The organism is Pseudarthrobacter sp. NamE2, assembly GCF_005796205.1.
Classification (GTDB): Bacteria; Actinomycetota; Actinomycetes; order Actinomycetales; family Micrococcaceae; genus Arthrobacter.
The window spans coordinates 39,932-63,165 of sequence record NZ_VAHN01000001.1 but is presented as its reverse complement, the minus strand read 5'-3'; the positions used below and the strand labels follow the sequence as shown (position 1 = coordinate 63,165).

The following is a 23,234-nucleotide window of genomic DNA, read 5'->3' as shown; positions in this document are numbered from 1 at the left end:
CGTTTGGATTACTTTGCTGTTTCCAGCAGCTCTGCGCGGACTGCCTGGGTTGCTTTGACCAGGTTGCGCAGGGACTCTTCAGTCTCGGCGTAGCCGCGGGTCTTCAGGCCGCAGTCGGGGTTGACCCAGAGCTGGCGGGACGGGACGTGCTTGACGGCGGTGGTCAGCAGTTCGGTAACTTCCCGCTCCCCCGGTACCCGTGGCGAGTGGATGTCGTAGACACCCGGGCCAACGCCGCGGCCGAAACCGTGGGACTCGAGGTCGTGGACAACTTCCATCCGTGAACGTGCGGCCTCGATGGAGGTCACGTCCGCGTCGAGGCCGTCAATGGCGTCGATGATCACGCCGAACTCGGAGTAGCAGAGGTGCGTGTGGATCTGGGTCGCGTCGGCGGCACCGGCAGTGGCCAGGCGGAAGGAGTCCACCGACCACTTCAGGTAGTCGGCGTGGTCAGCCTTGCGCAGGGGAAGCAGTTCGCGCAGTGCGGGCTCGTCGACCTGGATGACCTTGATGCCGGCTGCTTCCAGGTCCGCGATTTCGTCACGCAGGGCCAGGCCAACCTGGTTGGCCGTTTCGGCCAGCGGCTGGTCATCGCGGACGAAGGACCAGGCCAGGATGGTTACCGGACCCGTGAGCATGCCCTTCATCGGCTTGCTGGTCAGGGACTGGGCGTACTCGGCCCATTTGACGGTGATGGGGGCGCTGCGGGTGACGTCGCCCCACAGGATGGAGGGGCGGGTGCAGCGCGAACCGTAGGACTGGACCCATCCGTGGACGGTCACGTCAAAGCCTTCGAGGTTCTCGGCGAAGTACTGGACCATGTCGTTGCGCTCGGGCTCACCGTGCACCAGGACGTCGTAGCCGAGCTCTTCCTGCAGGTCCACGACGCGCTTGATCTCGTCCTTCATAAGCTGTTCGTACTGCTCGTCGTTCAGGTCACCCTTGATGTTGCGGGCACGTGCCGAGCGGATCTCAGACGTCTGCGGGAAGGACCCGATGGTGGTGGTGGGCAGCGGCGGCAGCTGGAGCGCTTCTTCCTGGGCGGCTTCACGAACGGAGTACTCCGGGCGGGTGAAATCGGCAGCCGTGAGGGCTGCGGTGCGGGCACGGACGTCTGCACGGCGCACCCCTTCGGCGGCGGCACGGGAAGCGATCACGCGGCTGGCCTCGTCGATGGCGGACTGAACGGCGGCCGCGTCAGTCAGCAGCCCGGCCAGGGTCTTGACCTCAACAGCCTTCTGGTCCGCGAAAGCCAACCAGCTGCGCAGTTCAGCGGAGAGCGTTGTCTCTTCCTCGACGTCGTGCGGCACGTGCTGCGTGGAGGTGGAGGTGGAGACTGCCACGTCGGCAACCGACGCGCGCAGTTCTTCCAGCTTTGCGGCGGAGGCGGCGAGGTCGTTCCGCCAGATGTTGTGGCCGTCAACGAGGCCGGCAACCAGCGTCTTTTCGCCGAGCAGGGCGAGGTCGTCGGCGGCAGGAACAGCTCCTTTGAAGACGTCCACGTGCAGCGCATCGATGTTGGTCCCGGCAATGGCGGCGAACTGGCCGTCCAGCGAACCATACGGGGTGGACACCAGGATTTGCGGACGGCTGGGAACGGCCGTCAGCACCTCGTAGGCGCGGGTAACTGCGGCCTCGAGGTCGGCGGCCGGGATGTCCTGGTCGACGACGAGGGCGGGTTCGTCCAGCTGGACCCAGCCCGCTCCGGCGGCGGCCAGCTTTTCGAGGAGCTGGGCGTACACCGGGAGGACGTCCTCGAGGCGGGCCAGCGGCGCGAAGCCGGAGGGTGCGTTGTCGGAAGCCTTGGACAGCAGCAGGTATGTGACCGGGCCGACGATGTAGGGGCGGGTCTCGATGCCGTTGGCGAGGGCGAACTCGAATTCCTCTACGATGCGGTTGGAGCTGAGGGAGAACTTAGTCTCCGGTCCGATCTCGGGAACCAGGTAGTGGTAGTTGGTATCGAACCACTTGGTCATTTCCAGCGGCTGCTGTTCCTTGTTGCCGCGGGCCAGGGTGAAGTATCCGTCAATACCCAGCTGTCCCTCAGCGTTGAGGAGCGAGCCGAAACGGGCGGGAACAGCGCCGAGGTGGGCGGTGGCATCGAGGACCTGGTCGTAGTAGGAGAACGTGCCTGGTACGGCTGCGGCCTCGGTCAGGCCGAGTTCCTGGAGGCGCTTGGCGGTGGCCAGCTGGATGTCCTTGGCTGCGGCGTCCAGGGCGGCGGCGTCGCTTTTGCCGGCCCAGTATGCTTCGACAGCTTTCTTGAGCTCGCGGCGCCGTCCGATGCGGGGGTAGCCAAGGAGTGAGGCGGAGGGGAAACGGGTGTTCTTTACGGTCATGGGAAATTTCCTAACGTGGGCAGCCCAAACGTCGGGCTGGTCGGTTTAAGGTGTTGGTGCGGCGGGGTGGAGGTATAAGACGCCGGCAGGAATGTTCAGCTGGCGAGCTGGCTCTGGACGCCCTGGTGCTGACGGCTGCTGTGGCGGCTGTGCCGTGGAAGGGCTAGCTTGTCCAGCACTTCGAGCGCGCTCTGGTGCTCGTTGAAGGTGTAGATGTGGATGCCCGGAGCGCCGGCATGCAAGGCAGCATTGGCAAGGTCGACGGTCGCGTCAACGCCGATGTGCAGCCGCTCGAGGTCGCTGTCAGCCGCTGCAAGCCTGGACATGAGTTCAGGGGCGGGTTCCACACCGGTGAGTTCGCCCAGGCGGTTGAGCCGGCGAAGGCTGGTGAGCGGCATGACACCCGGAATGATCGGGATTGTCACCCCTGCACGGCGTGCCCTGGTCAGGAGGTCTGCGTACTGGTCGGCGTGGAAAAACACCTGGGTGATGGCGAAGTCGGCGCCGGAACGCTGTTTGGCAAGCAGCACCTCGACGTCGTGCGCCTCGCTGGGCGATTCCGGGTGGCGGGCGGGGTATGCCGCGACGCCAACGGCAATCTTTCCGGCACATAGCATGGCCGAACGTCGCTGCTCCACCCTGCGGATGAGCTCGATCAGGTCCTGGGCGTAACGCAGCGATCCATCGGTCGTCTGGCCGTCCTTGGGCAGGTCGCCGCGAAGGGCAAGGATGCCGCGTACGCCGGTGTCCAGCAGTTGGCCGATGATCCCTGCCAGTTCCTGAGGCGTGTTGCCAACGCAGGTGAGGTGGGCCAGGGGCCGAAGCGTGGTTTCCAGCAGGAGGCGGTTGATGAGTTCGACGGCGGTGTCCCGGTTGGAGCCGCTCGCCCCATACGTGATGGAGACGTAGTCCGGCTCGGTCGTCTCAAGTTCGCGGATGGTGTTCCACAGGGTTTCTGCCGCGGCCGGCGAACGGGGCGGGAACAACTCATAGGACAGTGCTACGGGAGCTGCATCAGAGAGATTTGGGTGTGTGTCAATAAGGCTTGGTGGTGACATTTGCGTCCTTGGCTTTGGGCCATTGGAGGCTGCTTGCCACGGGTGTGACAGCAGTCCGGCAATGAATTTGAGTTTGGGGAACACGAAGGAACTTCACAGGACGCAGCCGCGAATGTTACGCCTGGATCGAAGTTTTCCGTGAGCAAATGTCAGGCCCACATGGGGGCACCCACACCCTCCGGAGCGGAGGATCGCTGACACGTTACCGCGGTAACTTGTAAAGACTTTATGAGCGGCCCGGAGAGCATTTCAAGTTGGGCTCCGAATTAAGACGCAGTCTTACGCCCTGTTTCTGCCACACAACTGAATAATCTTCGTCAATCGTTCAGTCCCGGTCACCCCGCCGGTCCTGCCCGGCCAAGCACCTGGACGGCCGGATGTTTCTTCGCGTCTCGCCCTTGGGCCCTTTTGCCGGCAGGAATGCCGCCTGTTCTCCAGTGTGTGCCGGGCAACAGCGGTGCCGTGGATGTGTAGGTGTGGCCGGTGGGGGTTTTCATCTGAACGGTATGCCGGGCTCCGGGGATATGGAGTGGTTTGGCTGACCAGCCGGGTGTTTTCTTTGGTGTGGTTGCAGGCTTCGCAAAGGCCCTGGCCGTTACCGGCGCTGGTAGGCCCGTCCTTGCGTCAGGGGATGATGTGGTCGTCGTGGCGGATGGGCGTGTCACAGTACGGGGTCCGGCAGACATTGTCCCGGACCTGGATGAAGCGGCGGAGCCCGTGCGGGAAGAGCCGGGCCCGTGAGTCCATCGCGACAAGATCCCCTGTGGCGGGTGCGGTGTAGAGCCGCCGGACCCAGGTCTTCAGCTCTTCACCTCCCGCCGGCCCCGCGACAGCAATTTTTCTGGCCCATGCTGCCGGGACGGTGCCGTAGCCGGTCAGGCGTGCCGGTTCGCTGTCGCCCTGGAGGAGGGTGCGGTCGGTCATGACGAGCTGGACTTCGATCCTGCTGACCCCGCCCTTTACGCCGGTGGCGCGTTCGACGAGGGTGTCGGCCATGATCTGGCCCTTGCCCCGCCCATCTCCCGCAGCCCGGAGCGTGTCAGCTTTCTTGGTGAGAGCTGCATAGACGGCCACGCCCTGCGCTACGGGCAGCAGCGCAGTCAGGCGCGCCATGGTGTCCGGCGCCGGGCGCAACGACACGGTCCGTTCGTTCACGGCGTGGCTGGCCCGCTTCGCCACCGACCGCGGGTCCTTCCGGTACGCGGCGGCCTTGACGGCGGAGATGATGGCCCGGTCACCGGCGCCGTCGAAGGTCCCGGTGTCGGGGGCGAGTTCCTCGTCCACCGCGGCCCGGTCCTCCACCGACAAACACGCGGTTTCCTTCACTACCAGCGTGGTCCGCCACTCGTTCAGCTGCCCCGACCGCGTTGGCGATGGTGGGAACAACGGCATGCAATGAAGCACTGGCAGCAGATGGGACACCAGGAGCGGCAGGCACGCCGGCAGGATGTAAGCCAGCCTCAGCTACGGCGCTGGCAAGAGAAGGGGCAACGGTAACGGCTTCAGCCAAGGACGGCGCGCCGGCAGCCGTCGGGACGCCACCATGCCCCGCCTCCACTGCCGCCGCCCCGAACACCTTCATGAGCCGAGTCTTCCAGCAGGGTGTGACAAAACCGGCCATCCAAAAGCCCTATGTGGGAAAACCTCCTGTGCCGGCAAGCCTCCCAAGTAACGGTGAAGGCGTAGAAGGGACGGCCTGCAGCGCTACCAGGGGCGGTCCGGGCCTGCAGGGTAGTCAGTGTCATTCAGGTAGTCTTCGCGTTCGCGCCCTGCGTTGCGTTCACGTTCGGCCTGCCTGGCATTTTCTTCAAGCTGCTCCAGCTGGCTTTGCTGCAGGGGTTCCTGTTCCTCCGAAGCCTCATCCTGGGAAGCCTCGCCCGGTGTCTCCTCAAACTCCGCGGCAGCAACCAACTTGCTGTTCAGGCGCTGCTCCGCCTCCCTCAGCGTTTTCCCGGAACCGGCAGCCGTGTCCCCGGAGGAGCATCGCGGCGGCGCCGTGTCCACAACGGCCAGCGCCTCCGCATAAAGAGAAGCAGCCGACGACGGTTCCTCCGCACCCTGCTTTTCGTCACCCAGTTTCTCGATGGCCAGGCTGAGATTAACCCGGATGCTGCATTCGTCCCCGGAGCCGGATGGAACAGCCGCCAGGGCTTCCTCGAACAGCAGCCGGGCTGCCGGATAGTTTCCGGCAAGAGCCTCGGCGTCTCCCGCCGCAAAGGGTGCTTTGTGCCGCTCGATGACGTTGGCAAGGCTCAGTCCCCCGGCTGCGCGTTCCACTGCCGCCGCGTCTCCTGCTTTGAAAGCGGTGTCGGCCTGGTTCGCAAGCAGACCGAGGCTCAACAGTTTTGCTGCCATACCGACGAGAAGCAGCACAGGCAGGGCGGACCACAACAGCAGGCGCCGGCGCAGCCGCTTTCCGCTGTCCTGGTCCGGTGTTGCGGGGCCTGGTTGGGGACGGATCACGGTTGCGCCCTTCCCACGGCCGGCCGCAGCTCCCGGAACCGCCGTATCAGTGCGGCGGCCTCCACCAGGGCAAGGACGAATGCGCCCGCCGCCAAAACCCAGTAGAGCTCTGTCCGCCCTGACAGTGAACCTGCGTCCCAGGCACGGTCCAGCGACCCCGGGCGGGCCTGCTGCAGCATCTCGTGGCTGGGGTCGCCGGCAGCCCGGTGTACGTACGGAACGCCCAACTGCGAGGCAATCTCCCGCAGCCGCCCTTCATCGATCATGGACAGCGCGTCCCTGCTGCCGTCCTGGACGTAGGGCGTGTCCTGGGCGCCGCCGTTGGACTCCAACCCCGTATTTTCCTTCATCCGTCCTCCGGCCGGGGTGCCGTAGCCCAGCACCGCTCCCCCGTCCACCAGGCCGTTGCCCATGTGCAGAGGTTCGGGCGCTGCGGAACTGGTCTGTTCGCCGTCGCCAAGATAAAAGACGAGCCGCGGCCGGTCCGGATGGCTGGTCCGGGCTGCATTGAGGCGCTCAGCCAACGCCTGCCGCGCGGCTGTAATGCTGCTGCCCTTGGCATAGCCGGTCACCTGGGGTTCCAGGACGGACGTGATGGTTTCCAGGGCCAAGGTGTCTGTGGTCAATGGCATCCGGACATGACCCTTGGTATCGAAGGTGATCACGGAGAAGCGCGCGCCGGGCAACTCTTCCGCAATGGCCATGATGTCGTCCCGCACCCCCTCAAGCCTGGGCCTCCCGTTGCCGTAATCCTCGGCAACCATGCTGGTGGTGGTGTCCACAACGAAGAACACGTTGAGGTCCGACGTCGCCGCCTGCGCCGACCCATCGGGCAGGCCCGGTCGCAGCAGCGCGATGAGGAGGAAGGCAACCAGCAGGCCGCGGCGGAGCCAGGAGAACCCCGGCATGCGGGGCAAGAACTTGCGCCCGGTCACAGCCGCAACCGCCACAGCGAGACGCACAGGGCAAGACCGGACAGCAGGGCAGCACCCAGGGCAAGTCCCGGCTCATCCGAGACCACCGCGCGCGGCGCACCCTTGATGGCTGCGGTTGCCGTTTCCTCCACGGACTCCACGATGCCGGGCACGGCTTCCGGGCTGTCCAGGGCGTGATAGGCGCCGCCCGTAGACTCCGCGGCGATCCGCAACTGTGCTCCCGGCTGGTCAGCCCCGGGTCCATAGTCAAGGTCCCCGGGGTTCAAAGCGTACACGCGCACGGCCCTTTCCTTTGCCAGGGCCGCAGCCTCTTCCAATGCCATGATGGGGTCTCCGGACAGCAGGTTGTCCGTGGCCAGGACCACTGACCGCGAGCGCTGGGGAACGCCCCTATCCCCTTTGGCGCCCCGGCCAGCTTCCGTGGACCGCGGAAAACTGTTCAGGCAGGAGGCCAGGCCGTCCCCGATCAGCGACGAGCCGCGCCCGCTCCACGTCCCGTCGAGGAAACCTGAACTGCCGGGCCTGCCGTCAAAGGCGTCCCGTGCCAGCATCAACTGCTCCTGGGCATAGTCGTAATCGTCGGTCAGTGGAAACACCTGGATGGCGGTGCTGTCGAAGATGGTCAGGCCGATCCGTTCACCATCGAATTCCCGGGCCAGGCCGGCGAAGACGTCCACCACTGCGGAATCTGCACTGCTCATGGACCCGGAGGCGTCCAGGCACAGCATGATGTCCCGGTTGTGTTGCTCCGGCCGGATGGTGGTGAAATCCACCGGGCGGGCTGCGGCCACTGCGGAGGTGGCCAGGAGCGAGGCGCAGGCGAGCGCAGCCGCCGCCAGCCACCTCCTGTGGCGCCGGAGCGCCGCCTGGTACTCAGGCAACGTGGTGAGCCGGTCTGCATGGGCTGCCGGCCGCCGTCGTGCATTGGCGCGGTTGCTGCGACGAAAGGCCACCCACGCGGTCCCTGCCAGGGCAAGGGCGGCGGCGGACAGGATCCACCAGTACATCAGGCCCATGCGCGCACCACCTTCCGTGCAACCTCTGCCGATGCGGAAGCGGAAGGCAGCGGTTCCGGGCCGAACTCCCCCGGATACAGTGCCCCCACGGCTGCCGCGGCGGCAGGAAGCGGGTGCCGCTCAAGGTCCTGCCGGGTCATCCGCAGCGCGTCCACGCCGGTGGCGTCGCGGATGAAGCTGCGCAGGACCAGGCTGATTTCCTGGTGGGCAGCCCGAAGGCTCAGCCGGCCCGCCGCTGCGCTGCGTTCGGCGTTATCGATGCGTTCGAGGTAGGCGGCCTTGAGCGCGGCTAGATCAGTCAAGGCAACAGGGCGCCGGTCCCCGGGCAGGTGACGACGACGGCGGGTGGCGGCAAGAACGGCGGCGTACCACCCTGCCACCAGGGCAAGGAGCGCAACGCCGGCCCACAGCCAGGCCGGACTGTACTGGAACGGGCCATGGAAGCCTAGTTCAGCCTGCACGTCGGTGCCTCTCCAGGAGGGTGAACAGTGCGGCGACCACGTCCCTGCTGCCCTCCACTTCGCCTTCGGTGATGCCCGCCTGCGCGAGCATGGCTTTGCGGCCCGCATCCCTTTCGGCCACAGCTTGGGCGTAGGCGGCCCGGACAGCCGGAGACTGTGCCAGCTGTGCCGGAAGGAAGGTTGAGTCGGCCACGCTGTAGAAGTTCGCGTCCGCACTATCTCCACCGCTGTCTGGCGGTACAAGATCCGCGTCCCGCACCGTGAGCCAGAGGATTTCATGCTGTGCGCGGAGACGCCGGAGGAGCCGGGACATTTCCGGGGCCGCGGCCAGCTCGTCTGCGACGACGAACAGCAGGTTCCGCCCCTTGACGGTCCGCACCACATGGTCCAGCTGGTCCTCAAGCCTGCTGGGTGCGGCGGCGGGGCCTGCTGCATCGTTGACCACCCTGAGGAGCCGCTCGAGGTGGGCTTCTCCCGCTTTGGCCGGGACCGTCCTGGTGGCGGCGGAGTCCCCGCTGACCAGGCCGACCGCGTCGCCGTGCCGGTGGGCAAGGTAGCCCATCACACCCAAGGCCATGACGGCGATGTCCCGCTTGGTGTCTCCCGAGCGGGAAACGGCGGCCATGTTGCGGCCGGTGTCGGTGAGCAGGATCAGGGTCTGCCGCCGCACGGCCACGTACCGTTTGATGAGCGGCGAACCGTGCCGGGCGGAAGCCTTCCAGTCGATATCCCGCACCTCGTCGCCCGGGACGTAGGTGCGGAGGTCGTCGAAGTCCAGGCTGCGGCCGCGGAACACCGAACCGTATTCGCCGTCGAGCGAGCCGCGGGCCTTGCGGTGCGCGAAGATCGCCATTTTCGACTTCACGCGCAGGAGGAGGCCGGCCATGCGGGCGTCAGGGAGTCTGGACGGCGGACACGACGGCGTCGATCACCGATTCCACCGGCACCTGGTCGGCCACCGCATCGAAGTTGAGGATCAGCCGGTGGCGGAGTACCCGGTGGGCCAGGGCCTTGACGTCCTCGGGAATGACATGGTCCCTTCCCCTTACCAGGGCCACCGCCCGGGCTGCCTGGGTGAAGGCGATGCTGGCGCGAGGACTGGCGCCGAATTCGATGTATCCGGCCAGCTGCTGGTCGATGTACTCCCGGGCGTTGCGGGTGACGAAGACCAGTCCCACGATGTAGTTGACGATGGCCGGATCAATGTAGACGCGCCGCACGATGTCCTGGACCTCCTTCACGGAGTCCAGCGACGCCGCGGCAGCAGGTGCCTGCTCGGGGGTGAAGACGCCCGCGTCGATCCGCCGGATGATTTCCACTTCCTCGGCCGGCGACGGATAGTCCAGCACATCCTTGAGCATGAACCGGTCCATTTGGGCTTCCGGCAGCTGGTACGTGCCTTCCTGCTCGATGGGGTTTTGGGTGGCGAGCACCAGGAAGGGCGCCGGCAGCCGGTAGTCCTGGCCGCCAATGGAGGTCTGGCGTTCCTGCATGGCCTCCAGCATGGCGCTTTGGGTTTTTGCGCTGGAGCGGTTGATCTCGTCCAGCAGCACAATGTTCGCGTGCACCGGCCCAAGCCGGGTGATGAACGTGCCCTTGGCCGCGTCGTAGATCTGGGTGCCCACGATGTCGCTCGGCAGCAGGTCCGGGGTGCACTGGATACGGCGGAACTCGGCGCTGACGGCCTCTGCCACCGTCTGCGCTGCGGTGGTCTTGGCCAGCCCCGGAACACTCTCCAGCAAGATGTGGCCGCCCGTCAGCAGCCCGACCAGCAGCGATTCGCGAAGCCGGGTTTGCCCCACTACCTTGGCGTCGAAGCTCCTGGAGATGTTGTCCACCACCCGCTGCGCCCGCGCCAGTTCCGCCGGTTCTATCCTTGCGGACGCACTGGTTTGAAGCACTTCTAATCCCCCTGGTGGCTGTTCATGGCCGCGCTCGCCGGACGGCTGCACTCCGCCGCCATCCTATCCAAGACCATGCCCCTGAACCCGGCAATGGGGACCCCTCCCCATGGAACGCGCGCAGGTCTATCCTTTTGCCATGATCGAGCTTCCAGCCAGTTACAAGGAGTTCCTCGCTGACAAGAACGAGATGTTCGTCAGCACCGTGAGGCCGGTCCTGATGCAGTCCGCGGCGGACAAACTGCATGGGGTCCGGGTCACCTACAACCCCGGCTCCACGGGACACCAGGCCCACCTGGACGACAGCATCCCCTATGGAGTGGTGGTCGAGGACATCGACTAGCAGGGGTTATCCCCGCACCGCTCCGGACAGGGCGAAAGAGCTTCCGGCACCTTTTGACACGATGACGTACAACGCCAGTACCGGAAGTGAATACAGGATGGAGAAGGCGGCCAGCTGGCCGTACGCAACTGCTCCGTGCTGGCCAAAAAAGCTGTAGATGGAGACGGCTGCGGGCTGCCGCGCCTCGGACAGCAGCAGCACGAACGGGACAAAGAAGTTTCCCCACGCCTGGATGAATACGAAGATGAACACCACGCCCAAGCCCTGGCGCATCAGCGGCAGCACGATGGTGCGGAGCGCGGCCATTCTTGAAGCCCCGTCCACCCACGCGGCCTCCTCGAGGGACAGCGGCACGCTGTCCATGAAGTTCCTGGTCATCCAGATGGCCATGGGAAGCGTTGTGGTGGCCATGAAGAAGATCGTGGCCGGCATGGAGTCCAGTAGTTCCAGCTGGACGAAGAGGCCGTACACGGGCACCATGATCGCGGTAACTGGGAGGCAGGTGCCGAACAGGACGGCATAGAGGAACGGGGTGTTGAACCGGGAGCGGTAGCGGGACAGCGGGTAGGCGGCCAGCACGGCGGCCGCCAGCGTGACGGCGCCGGTTCCTGCGGACAGCACCAGGCTGTTCCACAATGGCTGGAACAGCAGTTCCGGGGTCATGATGGCGGCGAAGTTGTCCAGGCCCGGCGTGCGGGGCACCCTAGTTTCGTGGCCCGCTTCCGGATCCAGCGACCCCAGGACAAGCCACAACAGGGGCAGCAGGAAACACGCACCCACCAGCGTCAGCGCGGCATCAGCGGCCGTGCTTCCCTGCTTCCGTTCAGGACGGAGCACCGGTGCCCCGGCAGGCCGCCTTGTCCGAACCGGCGCGGTCATGGCCGGGGCTCCTTCAGCAGGCGGATGTACACCGCGCCAAACACCGCGCCAATCAGGATGAGCACGGACGCCACCGCCGTCCCGTACCCGATGTCGCCGAACTTGAAGGCCTCCGTGTAGGCCAGGACGGGCAGGGTGGCGCTGGCGTTCGCGGGACCGCCGGCGGTCATCACCCACACGAGGGTGAATACGGCCAGGGTCTGCAGGGTGATAAGCATCAGGTTGGTAGCGATGCTGCCTCTAATCATGGGAAGGGTGATGAAAAGCAGCCGTTGCCAGCCCCGCGCGCCGTCCATTTGTGCTGCCTCGGAGATTTCGGCGGGGACGTCGTTGAGTGCGGCCCGGTAGACAAGCATGGAAAAGGCGGTGCCGCGCCAGGTGTTGGCCAGCATCACCGCCACCATCGGGAAGGCGTACAGCCACTCCGGCCGGCCGAGCCCCAGGCTGCCGAGCAGCTGGTTCAAGGTTCCATCCTTGCTGAAGTACGCGTAGGCGGCGAAGGCGGCCACAATCTCCGGCAGAACCCATGCGGCCACCACGGCGGTTCCTGCCAGCGACGATACGGCGGGCCGGGCCCGGCGCATCAGGAGGGCGATCGCAAGGCCCAGCAGGTTCTGGCCGATCACGGCCGAGCCCCCTACGAACAGCACCGTAAGCCCAAGGGAGAGCGGGAAGGCGGGATCAGCCAGCAACCGCTGGTAGTTCTCCAGCCCCACCCATTCCGGGTTCCTGGCACTGCGGCCGGTCAGCCCCGCGTTGGTCAGTGATGCCTGAAACGCCCAGACCACGGGACCGGCAAGGAACACGAGCAGGAGCAGGACAGCAGGAAGGACCGGCAGGTAGCGGACCAGCTGCCGTGCCCTGTGATCAAGCTGCACAGACTATTTCCGGACGGTCTTGTCGGCACCCACAATGTCCGTGACGGCCGCGTCGTAGTCGGCGGCGGCCTGCTCCGGCGTACGGCTCCCGGTGATGACTGCCTCGGTCGCCTCCTGCACGGCGGCCGAGATGCGGGGATAATCGGAAGTTGCCGGGCGGTACCGCGTCACGGAAACAAGCTCCGAGACATCCTTCACGAAGGGGTTGGCGCCCTGGTAACCGGGGTCGTCGGCCACATCCGAGCGGACCGCGATCTGCGAGCTCTCCACGGTGAAGGCGAGGGAGTTCTTCTCGTTCATCGCCGTGGTGAGGAACTTGAATGCCAGGTCCGGATCCTTGGTTTCCGCACCCACCGCAAGGGTCCAGCCGCCGGACATGCTCACTGCACCCGGAGCCTCGCCGTTCTGCGTCGGGAACGGGGCCACGCCCATCTCCTGTTCGTAGGCCGGCCATGCGTAGCTTCCGCCTTCCTGCCAGAACGACGGCGCGTAGGAGCCTTCCACGGTGGCGCCCAGTTTCCCGTTGGGGAACCATTCACCGAACACCTTCTTCCAGACGTTCGCGTCCAGCGCCTCGGCGGGGGTCACGGCGAGCCCCTCGTCGTAAAGAGTCCTGAGGAAGGCCAGGGAATCCCGGAAACCGGCGGAGCCGACCACCCATTTCTTCGATTCCTCGTCGTAGAGGCTGGAGCCGGTGCCGTACAGGAGCTCGTAAAACCCCTGCATGACAGTCCCCTCCCCCGTGCCCTTGCCCGCGTACATGTTGAACGGGATGACGGACGGGTCGTTGGTCTTGATCTTCCTGGCGGTGTCGAGGATGTCCTGCCAGCTGCGCGGCTGCCAGGGGTCGCTGACGCCGGCGGCGGCCAGGACCTTCTTGTTGTACCAAATGGCCCGGGTGTCGGTCCCCAGCGGCACCGCATACGTGCCGCCGTCGTCCGCTTTTCCGGCCGCCTTCGCAGCGTCGTCGTATTTCTCCCAATCCGCCCAGCCTTCCAGGAGGGGGTCAAGCTTCAGGAGGTACCCGGCGTCGACGTCGGAGCGCACCTTGAACGTGTCCTCGTAGAACACGTCGGGCGCAGTGGAAGGCGAGCGCAGGGCGAGGGCCAGCTTGGTGCCGTAGTCGTCATCGTTGCCCTCGATGGGCTGCAGCTCAACGGTGACGCCCTGGTTGGCCGCTTCGAACTCCTGCTTTGCGGCCTGGAACATGGTGTCCAGGGCAGTGAAGGAATCGGTCTTCTGGTAGGCAACCTTGAGCGTCTTTGTCCCCTCGTCCGGAGTGCCGGGAGAGCACGCCGACAGGACTACCACCGCGGAAGCGAACAGGGACAGTGTCTTCAGGGCCCGGTGCATGATGCTCCATTCGGTACAAGGCTGCGGACCCCCCTTGTCAGCGGGCCCCAGCCGCGGCAATATGCACATGCTAGATGGGCACCGTGTTGCAGGCAAGGCACCCGGCCGGTGCGTCGGTCAGGTCTCCAGCAGGAGCCGCTGCGCACGTGGGGCAAGGGTGTGTTCCAGGACCAGCGAGGCGGCACCGATGGCACCCACGTCTTCGCCGACGCCGGTGCCCACCACCTCGATGGGATGGATCAGCCGGGCCGCGCTGTGGGCGTCCAGCAGCGCCGGCACCTTCCGCAGGAACCGCTCGGCCATCCCGCTCCAGAAGGGCCCGCCGAAGACCACCCGCTCCACATCCAGGGCGTTGGTGACTACCGAAACCGCCCGGGCAACCAGCACGGCCGACTTGTCGATGATGGCGGCGGCCCGGTCATCCCCCTGGTCCGCCAGCTCGCAGAGCCGGGCGAAGCTTTGCTGGATTTCGGCGCCGCTGTTTCCGGAACGGGAGCCGTCCAGGATGCCCGCCACCTCGGCTTCGGCGACCAGGACCTGGGGAATGCAGGATGATTTCACGCAGCCGCGCTGCCCGCAATCGCACGGTGGCCCGTCCGGGTCCACCACGATGTGGCCGATCTCACCGGCGTTGCCGGACGTCCCCCGCACCACCTCGTCGTTGAGCACGATACCGCAGCCAATGCCGGTGCCCATGTACATGAACACGAAGCTGCCGGCGCCGCTGGGCCCGCCGGCCCAGGTTTCCGCGACGGCGGCGCTGGTGACGTCCTTGTCCACGAGGACCGAATAGCCGGTGGCGTCGGACAATGCGTTACGCAGTTCCACCCGGTCCCAGCCAGGCAGCAGCGGCGGATCCACCACCGTTCCGTTGTCCAGGTCGATGGGACCGGGGGCGGCGACGCCAAGGCCTGCGATCTTCTCCCGGTCCACGCCGGAATCGGCCACCAGCTGGTTGATTTCGCCGGCGATCGTCCTGATGACGGCGGAAGGATCATTCCCTCCGGGTGTCCTGATCCGCGAGTGGTGCACCACGGCTCCCACCAGGTCCAGGACCACGAAGGTGCTGACGGCGGGATCGAGGTGGACGCCCAGGGCGTACATCCCGCCGGGGTTGAGCCGGAGGATGGTGCGTGGTTTGCCGGGGCCGCTGCCCTCCTTGCCTGCTTCGACAATCAGGTTCTGGTCGAGGAGGCGGCGGGAGATGTTGGAGATGGTCTGCGGGGACAGGCCCACGATCTGTGCGAGTTCCACACGGCTCAGCCCGCCGGAGGTCCGGCGGATGGCATCGAGGATCACTGTGAGGTTGAAGTCGCCCATCCTGGGCAGGTTGGTTCCGCGCCTCGTTGAGGTTTGGCGGATCTCGGTCACGGTGTCCCCTAAACTTCTTCGGCCACGTGGTTGTGGTGCTGCTTGAATCGTACGTTACGCGCGCACCCAGACCCATAGGGCACGACGCCGGCGCGGCCAGGCTTGCGCATACCTTTACCCGACATTGCGTTTGATGCTCCGCGTCACCAGGAATTTGGGGTTTTGGCCCTCTACCGCGGTTGGACCTACGTGCCGCTGCAGGGCCGGCAGGTACGGCAGGTGGCGGTTGAAGACTGTCCACAGCTCGCCCTCCGGGGCCAGCACCCTTCCGGCGGCTTCGATCATCTTGAGCCCTGCGCCTGCATGGACGCCTGCGCCGACGTGGAACGGCGGGTTGAGCAGGACCAGGTCCGCGCTGCCCGGTTCCACGGTGCTGAGTGCATCGTCCTGAAGGACCGTGATGCGGGCTTCCAGTCCGTTCGCGCGGGCGGTGGCTGTTGCGGATGCGACGGCGGCAGCGGACTGGTCCGTGGCCGTCACCGCCGAGCCTGGCGAATGCCGCGCGTACATGGCTGCGAGGATCCCGGTGCCACACCCCAGGTCGATGGCGTGGCGGGCGGCCTTCATAGCGGGCAGGAAGGTCAGCAGGTACCTGGTGCCGATATCCAGTTTGGCGCCGGCGAAGACCGCCCCGTGGGCCGCGACATACAGGTCCAGTTCGGCGAGATGTTCGACGACGGGAAAGCGGTCCGGCTCGGGGCTTACCCTCGGGCCGGTGGCGACGATGATCCGCGACTTTTGGCGGGCCAACTGCGGCTGGACCGACTGGAAGTACCGCTCGAGGACCGCGTTCATGCCCAGGGACATGTGCTTCACCCGGCCGCCGGCAAGCACTGTTATGCCTGCGGGAGCGTGCCGGGCAACGGCGGCGGCAATTTCCTCCAGTTCCGCCAGGGTCTTGGGCAGCTGCAGGAGGAGGACATCCGCGTCGGCGAGCAGCCCGCGCCCGAGCGGCAACTGCTCGAAGGCCGGCACCCTGGCCGCTCCGCCGTCGTTCCCGTCCCTGGCAGCCCAAAGGTCCGCGTTGAGGCGGAGGGCCCGCTCCCCCGTGATGAGATCCTGGTGCACCCGGACGGCCGCAGGTTCGAGCACTTCCAGCGCGCCCAGTGTGAGGGCGCCGTAGCGGTCACCGATAACTGCCAGCGTGCCGCCGGCCGGCGTCATGCCTGCCGCGGCGTCCAGGAGCAACCGGTCCGTGGCATCCCAGGCCTGGAGGTTGGGGGCTTCCACGTCGGGCCGCCGCCTGAGCACCGCGAAGACATCCTCAAGACTGTTTTCTGCCACCTGCTGCCTGCCGCCTTCTTCCGTACGTGCCCCTTGCCCGCTTCTACTGGTCCCGGGGCTCAGCCCCACGTTACCGGGTCCGCGGGGACCGCCATGCCGGGCAGTTTCAGGATGGCGGCCACTGCGGCGCGGCCGGCCCGGTTCGCGCCGATGGTGGACGAGGACGGGCCGTAGCCCACCAGGTGGACCCGCGGTTCACCCGCGACCTGCGTCCCGTCCATGGTGATACCTCCGCCGGGCCCGCGCAGGTGAAGCGGCGCCAGGTGTTCCAGCTCGGCACGGAAGCCCGTCGCCCAGAGGATCACGTCCGCCTTCAGGAAGTTGCCGTCGGCGAGACGGACACCGTCGGGTTCGATGGCGGTGAACATCGGCTGCCGGTCGAGGGCACCGCGGGCCGCAGCCGCACGCAGGGCAGGCGTCCACATCAGTCCGGTTACGGACACTACGCTTTGTGGCGGCAGGCCCTTCCGGACACGTTCCTCCACCAGCGCGACCGCGTCATGGCCGGCCTGCATGTCGAACTCGGTACCGCGCCAAACGGGTTCCCGCCGGGTGAACCAGCTGGTGGTGGTCACCTGCGATATTTCATCCAGCAGCCCAACGGCCGAGATCCCGCCGCCCACAACAATGACGTGCCGGCCGATGAATTCTTCGGCGGCGACGTAGTTGGCGACGTGGAGCTGCCGGCCACGGAAGGTGGATTGGCCCGGATAAATGGGCCAGAACGGGCGTGTCCAGGTGCCGGTGGCGTTGATCACGGCCCGTGCGGTCCAGGTTCCGGCAGACGTGGAGATCCTCAGCATGCCGGCAGGGTTGCTGTCCTCCCGGCTGACGGCATGCACCTTGACGGGACGGCGGACGGACAAACCCAGTTCCTCCTCGTAGTCCCGGAAATACCGGGTGAGGAACCCGGAACTCGGTTCGCGCGGGTCGACGGCGGGTTTCGCGATGCCGGGGAGGTCGCTGATGCCGTTGACGGTGGCCATACGCAGGCTCTTCCACCGGTGCCGCCATGCACCACCCGGGCCTTGCTCTGCGTCGAGGATTTCGAAGGCGAGGCCCCGCCGCTGAAGATGGTAGGCCGCCGAGAGTCCGGCCTGGCCCGCACCTACCACCACCACACCGGTCCGGGCTGAATCCACTCCCCCATGATAGTCGGGCGGGATGTTCCGGCCTTAGGGTTGGCGCATGGGAGCCAACATCAGCAGAGACCGCACCGCCGCAGCCAGGCTTGCGAAGGCCTTGGCAATCGTCCTGGACACTGACGGGATACCGATCCGCCTCCGGGCCTGGGACGGTTCCGAAGCCGGACCGCAGGATGCACCGGTGGTGGAGTTCCGGTCACGCCGCGCCCTGCGCCGGATAATCTGGTCCCCCGGCCAGCTGGGCTTGAGCCGCGCATACGTGGCCGGTGACATTGACACCCCGGGTGACGTATTCGAAGCCTTTGCCGCCTTGAGTTCCGCCGGCAAGTTTGCCCGGCCGGGACCTTTCCGGCCGCCCACAGCCACTGAGCTCCTGGCCCTGGTGGGCACGGCCCTCCGGCTCGGCGCCGTGGGGCCCAATCCTGCACCTCCGCCGGAGGAGGTCAGGCGCATCCACCGCAAGGGCCGGCTGCACTCCCGCCGCCGGGACTCGGCCGCCATCTCGCACCACTACGACGTCGGCAACGACTTCTACGCCCTGGTGCTCGGATCCTCCATGGTCTACTCCTGCGCCGTCTGGCCCGGGGACAGCGGGGGGATGCTGGCCGCCGGCGACGGCGGAAGGATTGCGGCCGGACTCGATGCCGCCCAGGAAGCCAAGCTGGACCTGGTGTGCCGGAAGCTGGGCCTGGAACCCGGGATGCGCGTGCTGGACGTGGGCTGCGGCTGGGGCAGCTTCGCCCTTCATGCAGCCGACAGGTATGGCGCCAGCGTGGTGGGCGTGACCCTTTCCTTGGAGCAGGCCATCCTGGCGCGGAAGCGTGCGGCGGATGCCGGGCTGACGGACAAGGTGGACATCCGGGTGCAGGACTACCGGGATGTCCGCGACGGGCCCTTCGATGCCATCAGTTCAATCGGAATGTCGGAACACGTGGGGCGGGCGCAGACACCCGGCTACGCCGCGGCACTGTTCGCCCTCCTGCGTCCCGGCGGCAGGTTGCTCAACCATGCCATCTCGTGGAACGCCGGGCCTGCCAGCCCCGACCCGGACTCCTTCATCCCGCGCTACGTGTTCCCCGACGGCGAGATGATCAGCCTGGGCGAGATGGTGACTGCGCTGGAGTCGGCAGGGTTCGAGATTTTGGACGTTGAGGCGTTGCGCCGGCACTACGCCCTGACCCTGCGGGCCTGGGTCCGGCGGCTGGAGGAGAACTGGGACCGGGCCGTTGAACTGACCAGCCCCGGCCGGGCGCGGGTGTGGCGGCTGTATATGGCCTCGAGTGCACTCGGTTTCGAGAACAACCTGACAGGTGTCAACCAGGTCCTGGTTCGGCGTCCGGGCGGAAACGAGCCGCCCCTGCGCCGCACCGGCTGGCTTTGAAGGCCCCGGGATAAACCAAAGAGGAACCATCCGTTGCCGGATGGTTCCTCTTCCGTGTTTTCGTGGAGCTGAGGGGACTCGAACCCCTGACCCCCTGCATGCCATGCAGGTGCGCTACCAGCTGCGCCACAGCCCCATACTTTGTTGATGCGGACCACTTCCGCGGAAATTTGTGATTCCACCGGATGTCCGGTGGAGCTGAGGGGACTCGAACCCCTGACCCCCTGCATGCCATGCAGGTGCGCTACCAGCTGCGCCACAGCCCCAATTCCTGCTGCTCCTCGAAGTTTTTCCTTCCGGACCTCCCCGAAGCAACTCAAATATCTTAGAACAGCAATTCCGAAAATTCCAAATCGGGAATATTCCGCGTGTTGTGCCCGATTAATCGATGTCGGAAGCTGCAGCGGCCTTTGCGGATGCGTCGTCGCCGAGCTGCAGGTCGACCACCGGGCAGTCCTTCCAAAGGCGCTCGAGGGCGTAGAACACCCGATCCTCCTCGTGCTGGACGTGGATGACAATGTCCGAGTAATCCAGCAGTACCCAGCGGCCGCCCGAACGGCCTTCACGGCGCACGGGCCGAAGGTCCTTTTTGGCGAGCTCTTCCTCGATGCCGTCCACGATGGCGTTCACCTGGCGTTCGCTCGGAGCGGAGGCGATGAGGAAAACGTCGGCCAGTGCCAGCCGGTCGCTCACGTCGAGGGCCACGATGTCCTGGGCAATCTTGTCCGCCGCTGCCTTGGCGGCAGTGCGGGCTATGGCGATGGAAGTGTCTGATGCAGACATGGGACTCCTTGGTGGTTTGAAAAGTTTTGGTGCCGGCCGGTCAGCCGGAGATGCCGCTGACAATCAGGAAAATGCCTGAGACAAGGGCGACAATGCCGAAGAGCAGGACGCAGAGCTGCAGGATGCGGTTCCGTTTTGCCCGTGCCAGCCCCGCGGTAGCGGCGTCAAGCGGATCGAGGCCGTAAGCCGAGCTGGCCGGAACCCGGGGCAGGTCCTCGATGAGGTCTTCGTGCTGGTTTTCCGAAAAGACCACGGGTTTGGGGCGGGTGGCTGCGCGCGCGGCAGCCTCCGCCCTGGCGATGACCTGGGAACGGCCCGGCGCCACCTCGGGCGTGGCCGTGTTGGAACGGCTCGCGGGGCGCCGCTTCGCCGCCCCCGGCTGGACCTTCGCATCTGGTTTGACCTTCGAACCCGGGCGCGTGCTCACAGGAACATGCGAGGTTGCCGGCGGCTTCATCACCGGCCGGTCAACGCCGGGCACCTTCACGAATTCCAGCGGGGTGACCATCGCCAGATTATCCGCGGTGGACGGTGATGGACGGTCCTTGGCTGCCGGCGCCTTGCCGGTTGCATCCTTTGCGGCCGGATCCACCGGCGTACCGGCCTGTTCGGCAAGCTTTTGTTTCGCTATAGCGCGCCGGTTCATCACCGCTGCGCGTTCAGCGAGGGCGATCTGTTCCGCGAGGATGTCGGGGTCGACGGCCTCGGGGTCCAGGGAGGCGATGTGCTCCATCTTGGCGAGCTGGTTCTTGGCCTGCTCGGCGATGAGCGCGCGCGCTGCCAGGGCCTGTTCAACAGTCATGCCCTGCGGACCGGCGCCTGGGCCTGTTGCCGGCTTCTTCTCTGCTGCCGGCGCCTTGGCCTGGGGCGCAGGAGGGTCACCAGCCGCCCGTTGACCGGACGCGTTGCCTCCTGCAGCAGCGGGCTGGCGGGCTGCGGGTCCGGATGCCGGCGCCACGATGGGGTTTGCCGCCGTCAGGGCCTGTTCCTTCAGCTGCTGCAGCCGCAACTGGCGCCGGGTGGGCGGACCGCCCCCGGCGAGCTGCCCCTCTTTTTCCTCAAGTTCCTTGATGGTGCGCAGCGCAGCGCGGTCCCTGGCACGGATTTGGGAGGACCGCTGGGTATGGGTGCTTTCGGCCGCACCGGCGGCCTCAGGCTTGCCGGCGGCCGGGCCTGCGGGAGGACGGTCCGCGGGCGGAGCCGCCTGCTGGGCGTCCCTCGCCTTGCGGAGTTCCCGGCGGCTGCGGATAGGGGGCTGTTCCTGGCTCATTGAGGACTCATTCAGTACTGGCTGGTTCACGTGCTTCTGAGGACGGCCCGTTCCCGCTCGCCGGCTGGGCGTAGAGGCCGTACTTGGCGATGTACTGCACCACCCCGTCCGGCACCAGGTACCAGACGGGATTGTTCGCGGCCACGCGCGTCCGGCAGTCCGTGGAGGAAATGGCCATGGCCGGCACCTCGAGCAGGCTGACGTCGTCCCGTCCCATGCCGTCCAGGACATGACCGGGCCGGGTCACGCCGACGAAATGGGCCAGGGACCACAGCTCGTCGATGTCCTTCCAGGACAGGATCTGGGCCAGGGCGTCCGCGCCAGTGATGAAGAACAGGTCCGCATCAGGGCGCTGTGCCCGCAAATCACGCAGGGTGTCGATGGTGTAGGTGGGCCCTGGCCGGTCAACATCAACGCGGCTAACCGTGAACCGCGGGTTGGAGGCCGTTGCGATAACCGTCATCAGGTACCGGTGTTCGGGCTCGCTGACCTTTTTATGGGTTTTCTGCCACGGCTGGCCGGTGGGAACGAAGACCACCTCGTCCAGGTCGAACTCGGCAGCCACCTCGCTGGCTGCGACCAGGTGGCCGTGATGGATGGGATCGAACGTCCCGCCCATCACGCCCAGGCGCAGCCTGCGGTTGGAACCGTTGTGGCGCAGAACGCGGGAAATGTTAGTGGCCCTGCCCGTGATCGTGCTTGTTCGGGTGCTGGCGGTGCGGATCCGCGTGCTCTTCAGTGGGAGCGTGGCGGTTGCCCAGGTTGGTGTAGGACAGCGTGACGAACATCAGGACCAGCAGGATGGCGAAAATCACCACGCCGAAGACCCACGGCTCAGCCCACAGCGGCGCGAGTTCGTGTTCTCCGCCTTCGGCGACGGTTGTGGCGATCTGCTGGAACAGCATGTTCTCCCCTAGGGTTCAAGGTTTGGAGGCAGCGGAAGTTTCCGCCGCCTTCTGGCGTCTGGTCTATGTTACCGCGTCGCTACGCGCGGACCTGGCCTTCGCCCTGCACGATCCACTTGGTGGTGGTCAGCTCGGTCAGGCCCATGGGACCGCGGGCGTGCAGCTTCTGCGTGGAGATGCCCACCTCTGCGCCCAGGCCCAGTTCGCCGCCGTCGGTAAACCGGGTGGAGGCGTTAACGATGACCGCTGCGGAGTCCACCTCGGCGACGAAGCGTTCGGCGTTGGACAGGTTGTTGGTGAGGATCGCTTCGGTGTGTCCGGTGGACCAGGTGCGGATGTGCCTGACGGCCTCGTCCAGGCTGTCCACCATCGCCACGGCCAGGTCAAGGTCCATGTATTCCGTCCCCCAGTCCTCGTCGGTGGCGGGCTCGGACTCGATGGCGGCGGGAAGCGCGGCGCGGATGCGTTCGTCCGCGTGCAGCCGGACGCCTGCCTTGGCCAGGGCGGTGGCGACGGCGGGAAGCACCGTGGAGCCCGAGTGCACCAGGAGCGTCTCAACGGTGTTGCAGACGCTGGGCCGTTGGGTCTTGGCGTTGAGCAGGATATCCACTGCCATCTCCTCACCGGCGGATTCGTCGATGAAGATATGCACGTTGCCCTCCCCCGTCTCGATGACGGGGACGGCGGAGTTGTTGACGACGGCCTGGATAAGGTCCCGTCCGCCCCGGGGAATCAGCACGTCCACGCGGCCGCGGGCCCGCATCAGCACGTTGGCGCCGGCCCGGCCGTACTGGTCCACGGTCTGCACGGCGTCCGCGGGCAGGCCCACGGATTCCAGCGCCTCGCGCAGCACCCGCACCAGCACTCCGTTGGTGTTCTCGGCAGCGCTGCCACCGCGGAGGATCACGGCATTGCCGCTCTTGAGCGCCAGCCCGGCGATGTCAACGGTGACGTTGGGGCGGGCTTCGTAAATCGCGGCCACCACGCCCATGGGCACGTTGACCTGGCGCAGACGGAGCCCGTTGGGCAGGGTTTGCCCGCGGACCACATTGCCCACGGGATCGGGAAGGCTTGCCAGGTTTTCGAGTGCGGCCACCAATCCGGCGATGCGTGCTTCAGTCAGGGTCAGCCGGTCCAGCAAGGCGGTGGAGGTGCCGTTGGCCCTGCCGGCGGCCACGTCCTGGGCGTTGGCAGCCAGGATGGCCTGGGTATTCTCCTGCAGGGCGGTGCCAACGGCGCGCAGGGCGCGGTCCTTCCAGGCACGGTTGGCCATGGCCATCCGGCGGGCGGCGTGCCGCGAACGGTCCGCGATGGCGTGCACGGCGGCCTGGATGTCCGCTTCCGCGGCAACAGCCCCGGCTGATTCCGGCGCTGCTGCGGGCGTGACCGGCCGCGCGCCGGCGGCGGCAGCGTTTACGGAATTTTCAGCAGTGGTGGAGATCAGGGCCTCAGTCATGGTTCAAGTTTAG

Annotated in this window: 21 protein-coding genes, 2 tRNA genes and 1 pseudogene; 2 read left to right on the top strand and 22 right to left on the bottom strand. The window is 66.5% G+C overall.

Translation table 11 applies throughout. The features are described 5' to 3' along the window. Positions 1-8: 8 nt before the first annotated feature. From metE to FDW83_RS00260, 9 genes and pseudogenes are all read right to left on the bottom strand, one after another. Positions 9-2,339, bottom strand: coding sequence for a 5-methyltetrahydropteroyltriglutamate--homocysteine S-methyltransferase (metE, locus tag FDW83_RS00300; RefSeq protein ID WP_138135641.1), 2,331 nt, complete (start codon positions 2,337-2,339; stop codon positions 9-11). Positions 2,340-2,434: 95 nt separating this feature from the next. Continuing rightward, the gene (locus FDW83_RS00295) at positions 2,435-3,397 is read right to left on the bottom strand and encodes a methylenetetrahydrofolate reductase (RefSeq protein ID WP_138135640.1); all 963 of its coding nucleotides are present in this window, start codon (positions 3,395-3,397) and stop codon (positions 2,435-2,437) included. Between the two features lie 335 nt (positions 3,398-3,732). Continuing rightward, positions 3,733-4,759: pseudogene (locus FDW83_RS00290) on the bottom strand (HNH endonuclease); the annotation flags it as partial. A 342-nt stretch (positions 4,760-5,101) separates the two neighbouring features. After that, positions 5,102-5,860 carry a hypothetical protein gene (locus FDW83_RS00285; protein WP_138135639.1) on the bottom strand — a complete coding sequence of 253 codons (759 nt, stop codon included), beginning with the start codon at positions 5,858-5,860 and terminating at the stop codon, positions 5,102-5,104. Further along, on the bottom strand, positions 5,857-6,768 hold the full coding sequence (locus tag FDW83_RS00280) for a vWA domain-containing protein (protein ID WP_138135638.1): 912 nt from the start codon (positions 6,766-6,768) through the stop codon (positions 5,857-5,859). Before FDW83_RS00280 ends, FDW83_RS00285 begins: the two co-directional genes overlap by 4 nt. 23 nt (positions 6,769-6,791) lie before the next feature. Then, positions 6,792-7,811, bottom strand: a complete 1,020-nt coding sequence (locus tag FDW83_RS00275) for a VWA domain-containing protein (RefSeq protein ID WP_138135637.1) — start codon at positions 7,809-7,811, stop codon at positions 6,792-6,794. Further along, on the bottom strand, positions 7,802-8,272 hold the full coding sequence (locus FDW83_RS00270) for a hypothetical protein (RefSeq protein ID WP_138135636.1): 471 nt from the start codon (positions 8,270-8,272) through the stop codon (positions 7,802-7,804). Before FDW83_RS00270 ends, FDW83_RS00275 begins: the two co-directional genes overlap by 10 nt. Further along, positions 8,262-9,158: a DUF58 domain-containing protein gene (locus tag FDW83_RS00265; protein ID WP_138135635.1), complete on the bottom strand. Its 897-nt coding sequence runs from the start codon at positions 9,156-9,158 to the stop codon at positions 8,262-8,264. The genes FDW83_RS00270 and FDW83_RS00265 overlap by 11 nt, the downstream gene beginning before the upstream one ends. A gap of 7 nt (positions 9,159-9,165) precedes the next feature. After that, positions 9,166-10,173 (bottom strand): MoxR family ATPase, encoded by a 1,008-nt coding sequence (locus FDW83_RS00260; protein WP_138135634.1) that lies wholly within the window; start codon positions 10,171-10,173, stop codon positions 9,166-9,168. Positions 10,174-10,312: 139 nt separating this feature from the next. On the opposite strand from FDW83_RS00260, the gene FDW83_RS00255 reads away from it, so the two are divergent. Continuing rightward, complete coding sequence (locus FDW83_RS00255) at positions 10,313-10,516, top strand: hypothetical protein (protein ID WP_240720784.1); 204 nt, start codon at positions 10,313-10,315, stop codon at positions 10,514-10,516. Positions 10,517-10,522: 6 nt separating this feature from the next. Here FDW83_RS00255 and FDW83_RS00250 read toward each other — a convergent pair whose 3' ends face one another. From FDW83_RS00250 to FDW83_RS00225, 6 genes are all read right to left on the bottom strand, one after another. After that, the gene (locus tag FDW83_RS00250; RefSeq protein WP_138135632.1) at positions 10,523-11,395 is read right to left on the bottom strand and encodes a carbohydrate ABC transporter permease; all 873 of its coding nucleotides are present in this window, start codon (positions 11,393-11,395) and stop codon (positions 10,523-10,525) included. Continuing rightward, entirely contained in the window at positions 11,392-12,273 is an 882-nt protein-coding gene (locus FDW83_RS00245; RefSeq protein ID WP_138135631.1) for a carbohydrate ABC transporter permease, read from the bottom strand. Before FDW83_RS00245 ends, FDW83_RS00250 begins: the two co-directional genes overlap by 4 nt. Before the next feature lie 3 nt (positions 12,274-12,276). Next, positions 12,277-13,626, bottom strand: a complete 1,350-nt coding sequence (locus FDW83_RS00240) for an extracellular solute-binding protein (protein ID WP_138135630.1) — start codon at positions 13,624-13,626, stop codon at positions 12,277-12,279. A gap of 117 nt (positions 13,627-13,743) precedes the next feature. Then, positions 13,744-14,946 (bottom strand): ROK family transcriptional regulator, encoded by a 1,203-nt coding sequence (locus FDW83_RS00235; protein WP_138136077.1) that lies wholly within the window; start codon positions 14,944-14,946, stop codon positions 13,744-13,746. Positions 14,947-15,111: 165 nt separating this feature from the next. Beyond that, positions 15,112-16,281 (bottom strand): class I SAM-dependent methyltransferase, encoded by a 1,170-nt coding sequence (locus tag FDW83_RS00230; RefSeq protein ID WP_138135629.1) that lies wholly within the window; start codon positions 16,279-16,281, stop codon positions 15,112-15,114. A 59-nt stretch (positions 16,282-16,340) separates the two neighbouring features. Continuing rightward, on the bottom strand, positions 16,341-17,423 hold the full coding sequence (locus FDW83_RS00225) for an FAD-dependent oxidoreductase (protein WP_138135628.1): 1,083 nt from the start codon (positions 17,421-17,423) through the stop codon (positions 16,341-16,343). A 46-nt stretch (positions 17,424-17,469) separates the two neighbouring features. Here FDW83_RS00225 and FDW83_RS00220 point away from each other — a divergent pair, with 46 nt between their 5' ends. Further along, a complete protein-coding gene (locus tag FDW83_RS00220) occupies positions 17,470-18,807 on the top strand; it encodes a class I SAM-dependent methyltransferase (RefSeq protein ID WP_138135627.1) in 1,338 nt (445 codons plus the stop codon). Positions 18,808-18,870: 63 nt separating this feature from the next. On the opposite strand, the gene FDW83_RS00215 is transcribed toward FDW83_RS00220, so the two are convergent. The 7 genes from FDW83_RS00215 to FDW83_RS00185 form a co-directional block, all read right to left on the bottom strand. Further along, positions 18,871-18,943: transfer RNA gene (locus FDW83_RS00215), tRNA-Ala, on the bottom strand. 57 nt (positions 18,944-19,000) lie between these two features. After that, positions 19,001-19,073: transfer RNA gene (locus FDW83_RS00210), tRNA-Ala, on the bottom strand. Between the two features lie 115 nt (positions 19,074-19,188). Next, a complete protein-coding gene (gene rsfS, locus FDW83_RS00205; protein ID WP_138135626.1) occupies positions 19,189-19,590 on the bottom strand; it encodes a ribosome silencing factor in 402 nt (133 codons plus the stop codon). 40 nt (positions 19,591-19,630) lie between these two features. Continuing rightward, positions 19,631-20,860 (bottom strand): hypothetical protein, encoded by a 1,230-nt coding sequence (locus tag FDW83_RS00200; RefSeq protein WP_138135625.1) that lies wholly within the window; start codon positions 20,858-20,860, stop codon positions 19,631-19,633. A gap of 7 nt (positions 20,861-20,867) precedes the next feature. Continuing rightward, positions 20,868-21,494: a nicotinate-nucleotide adenylyltransferase gene (gene nadD, locus FDW83_RS00195; protein ID WP_255469930.1), complete on the bottom strand. Its 627-nt coding sequence runs from the start codon at positions 21,492-21,494 to the stop codon at positions 20,868-20,870. A gap of 40 nt (positions 21,495-21,534) precedes the next feature. Continuing rightward, the gene (locus tag FDW83_RS00190) at positions 21,535-21,765 is read right to left on the bottom strand and encodes a hypothetical protein (RefSeq protein ID WP_138135623.1); all 231 of its coding nucleotides are present in this window, start codon (positions 21,763-21,765) and stop codon (positions 21,535-21,537) included. Positions 21,766-21,844: 79 nt separating this feature from the next. Beyond that, the gene (locus tag FDW83_RS00185; RefSeq protein ID WP_138135622.1) at positions 21,845-23,221 is read right to left on the bottom strand and encodes a glutamate-5-semialdehyde dehydrogenase; all 1,377 of its coding nucleotides are present in this window, start codon (positions 23,219-23,221) and stop codon (positions 21,845-21,847) included. Positions 23,222-23,234: the final 13 nt, after the last annotated feature.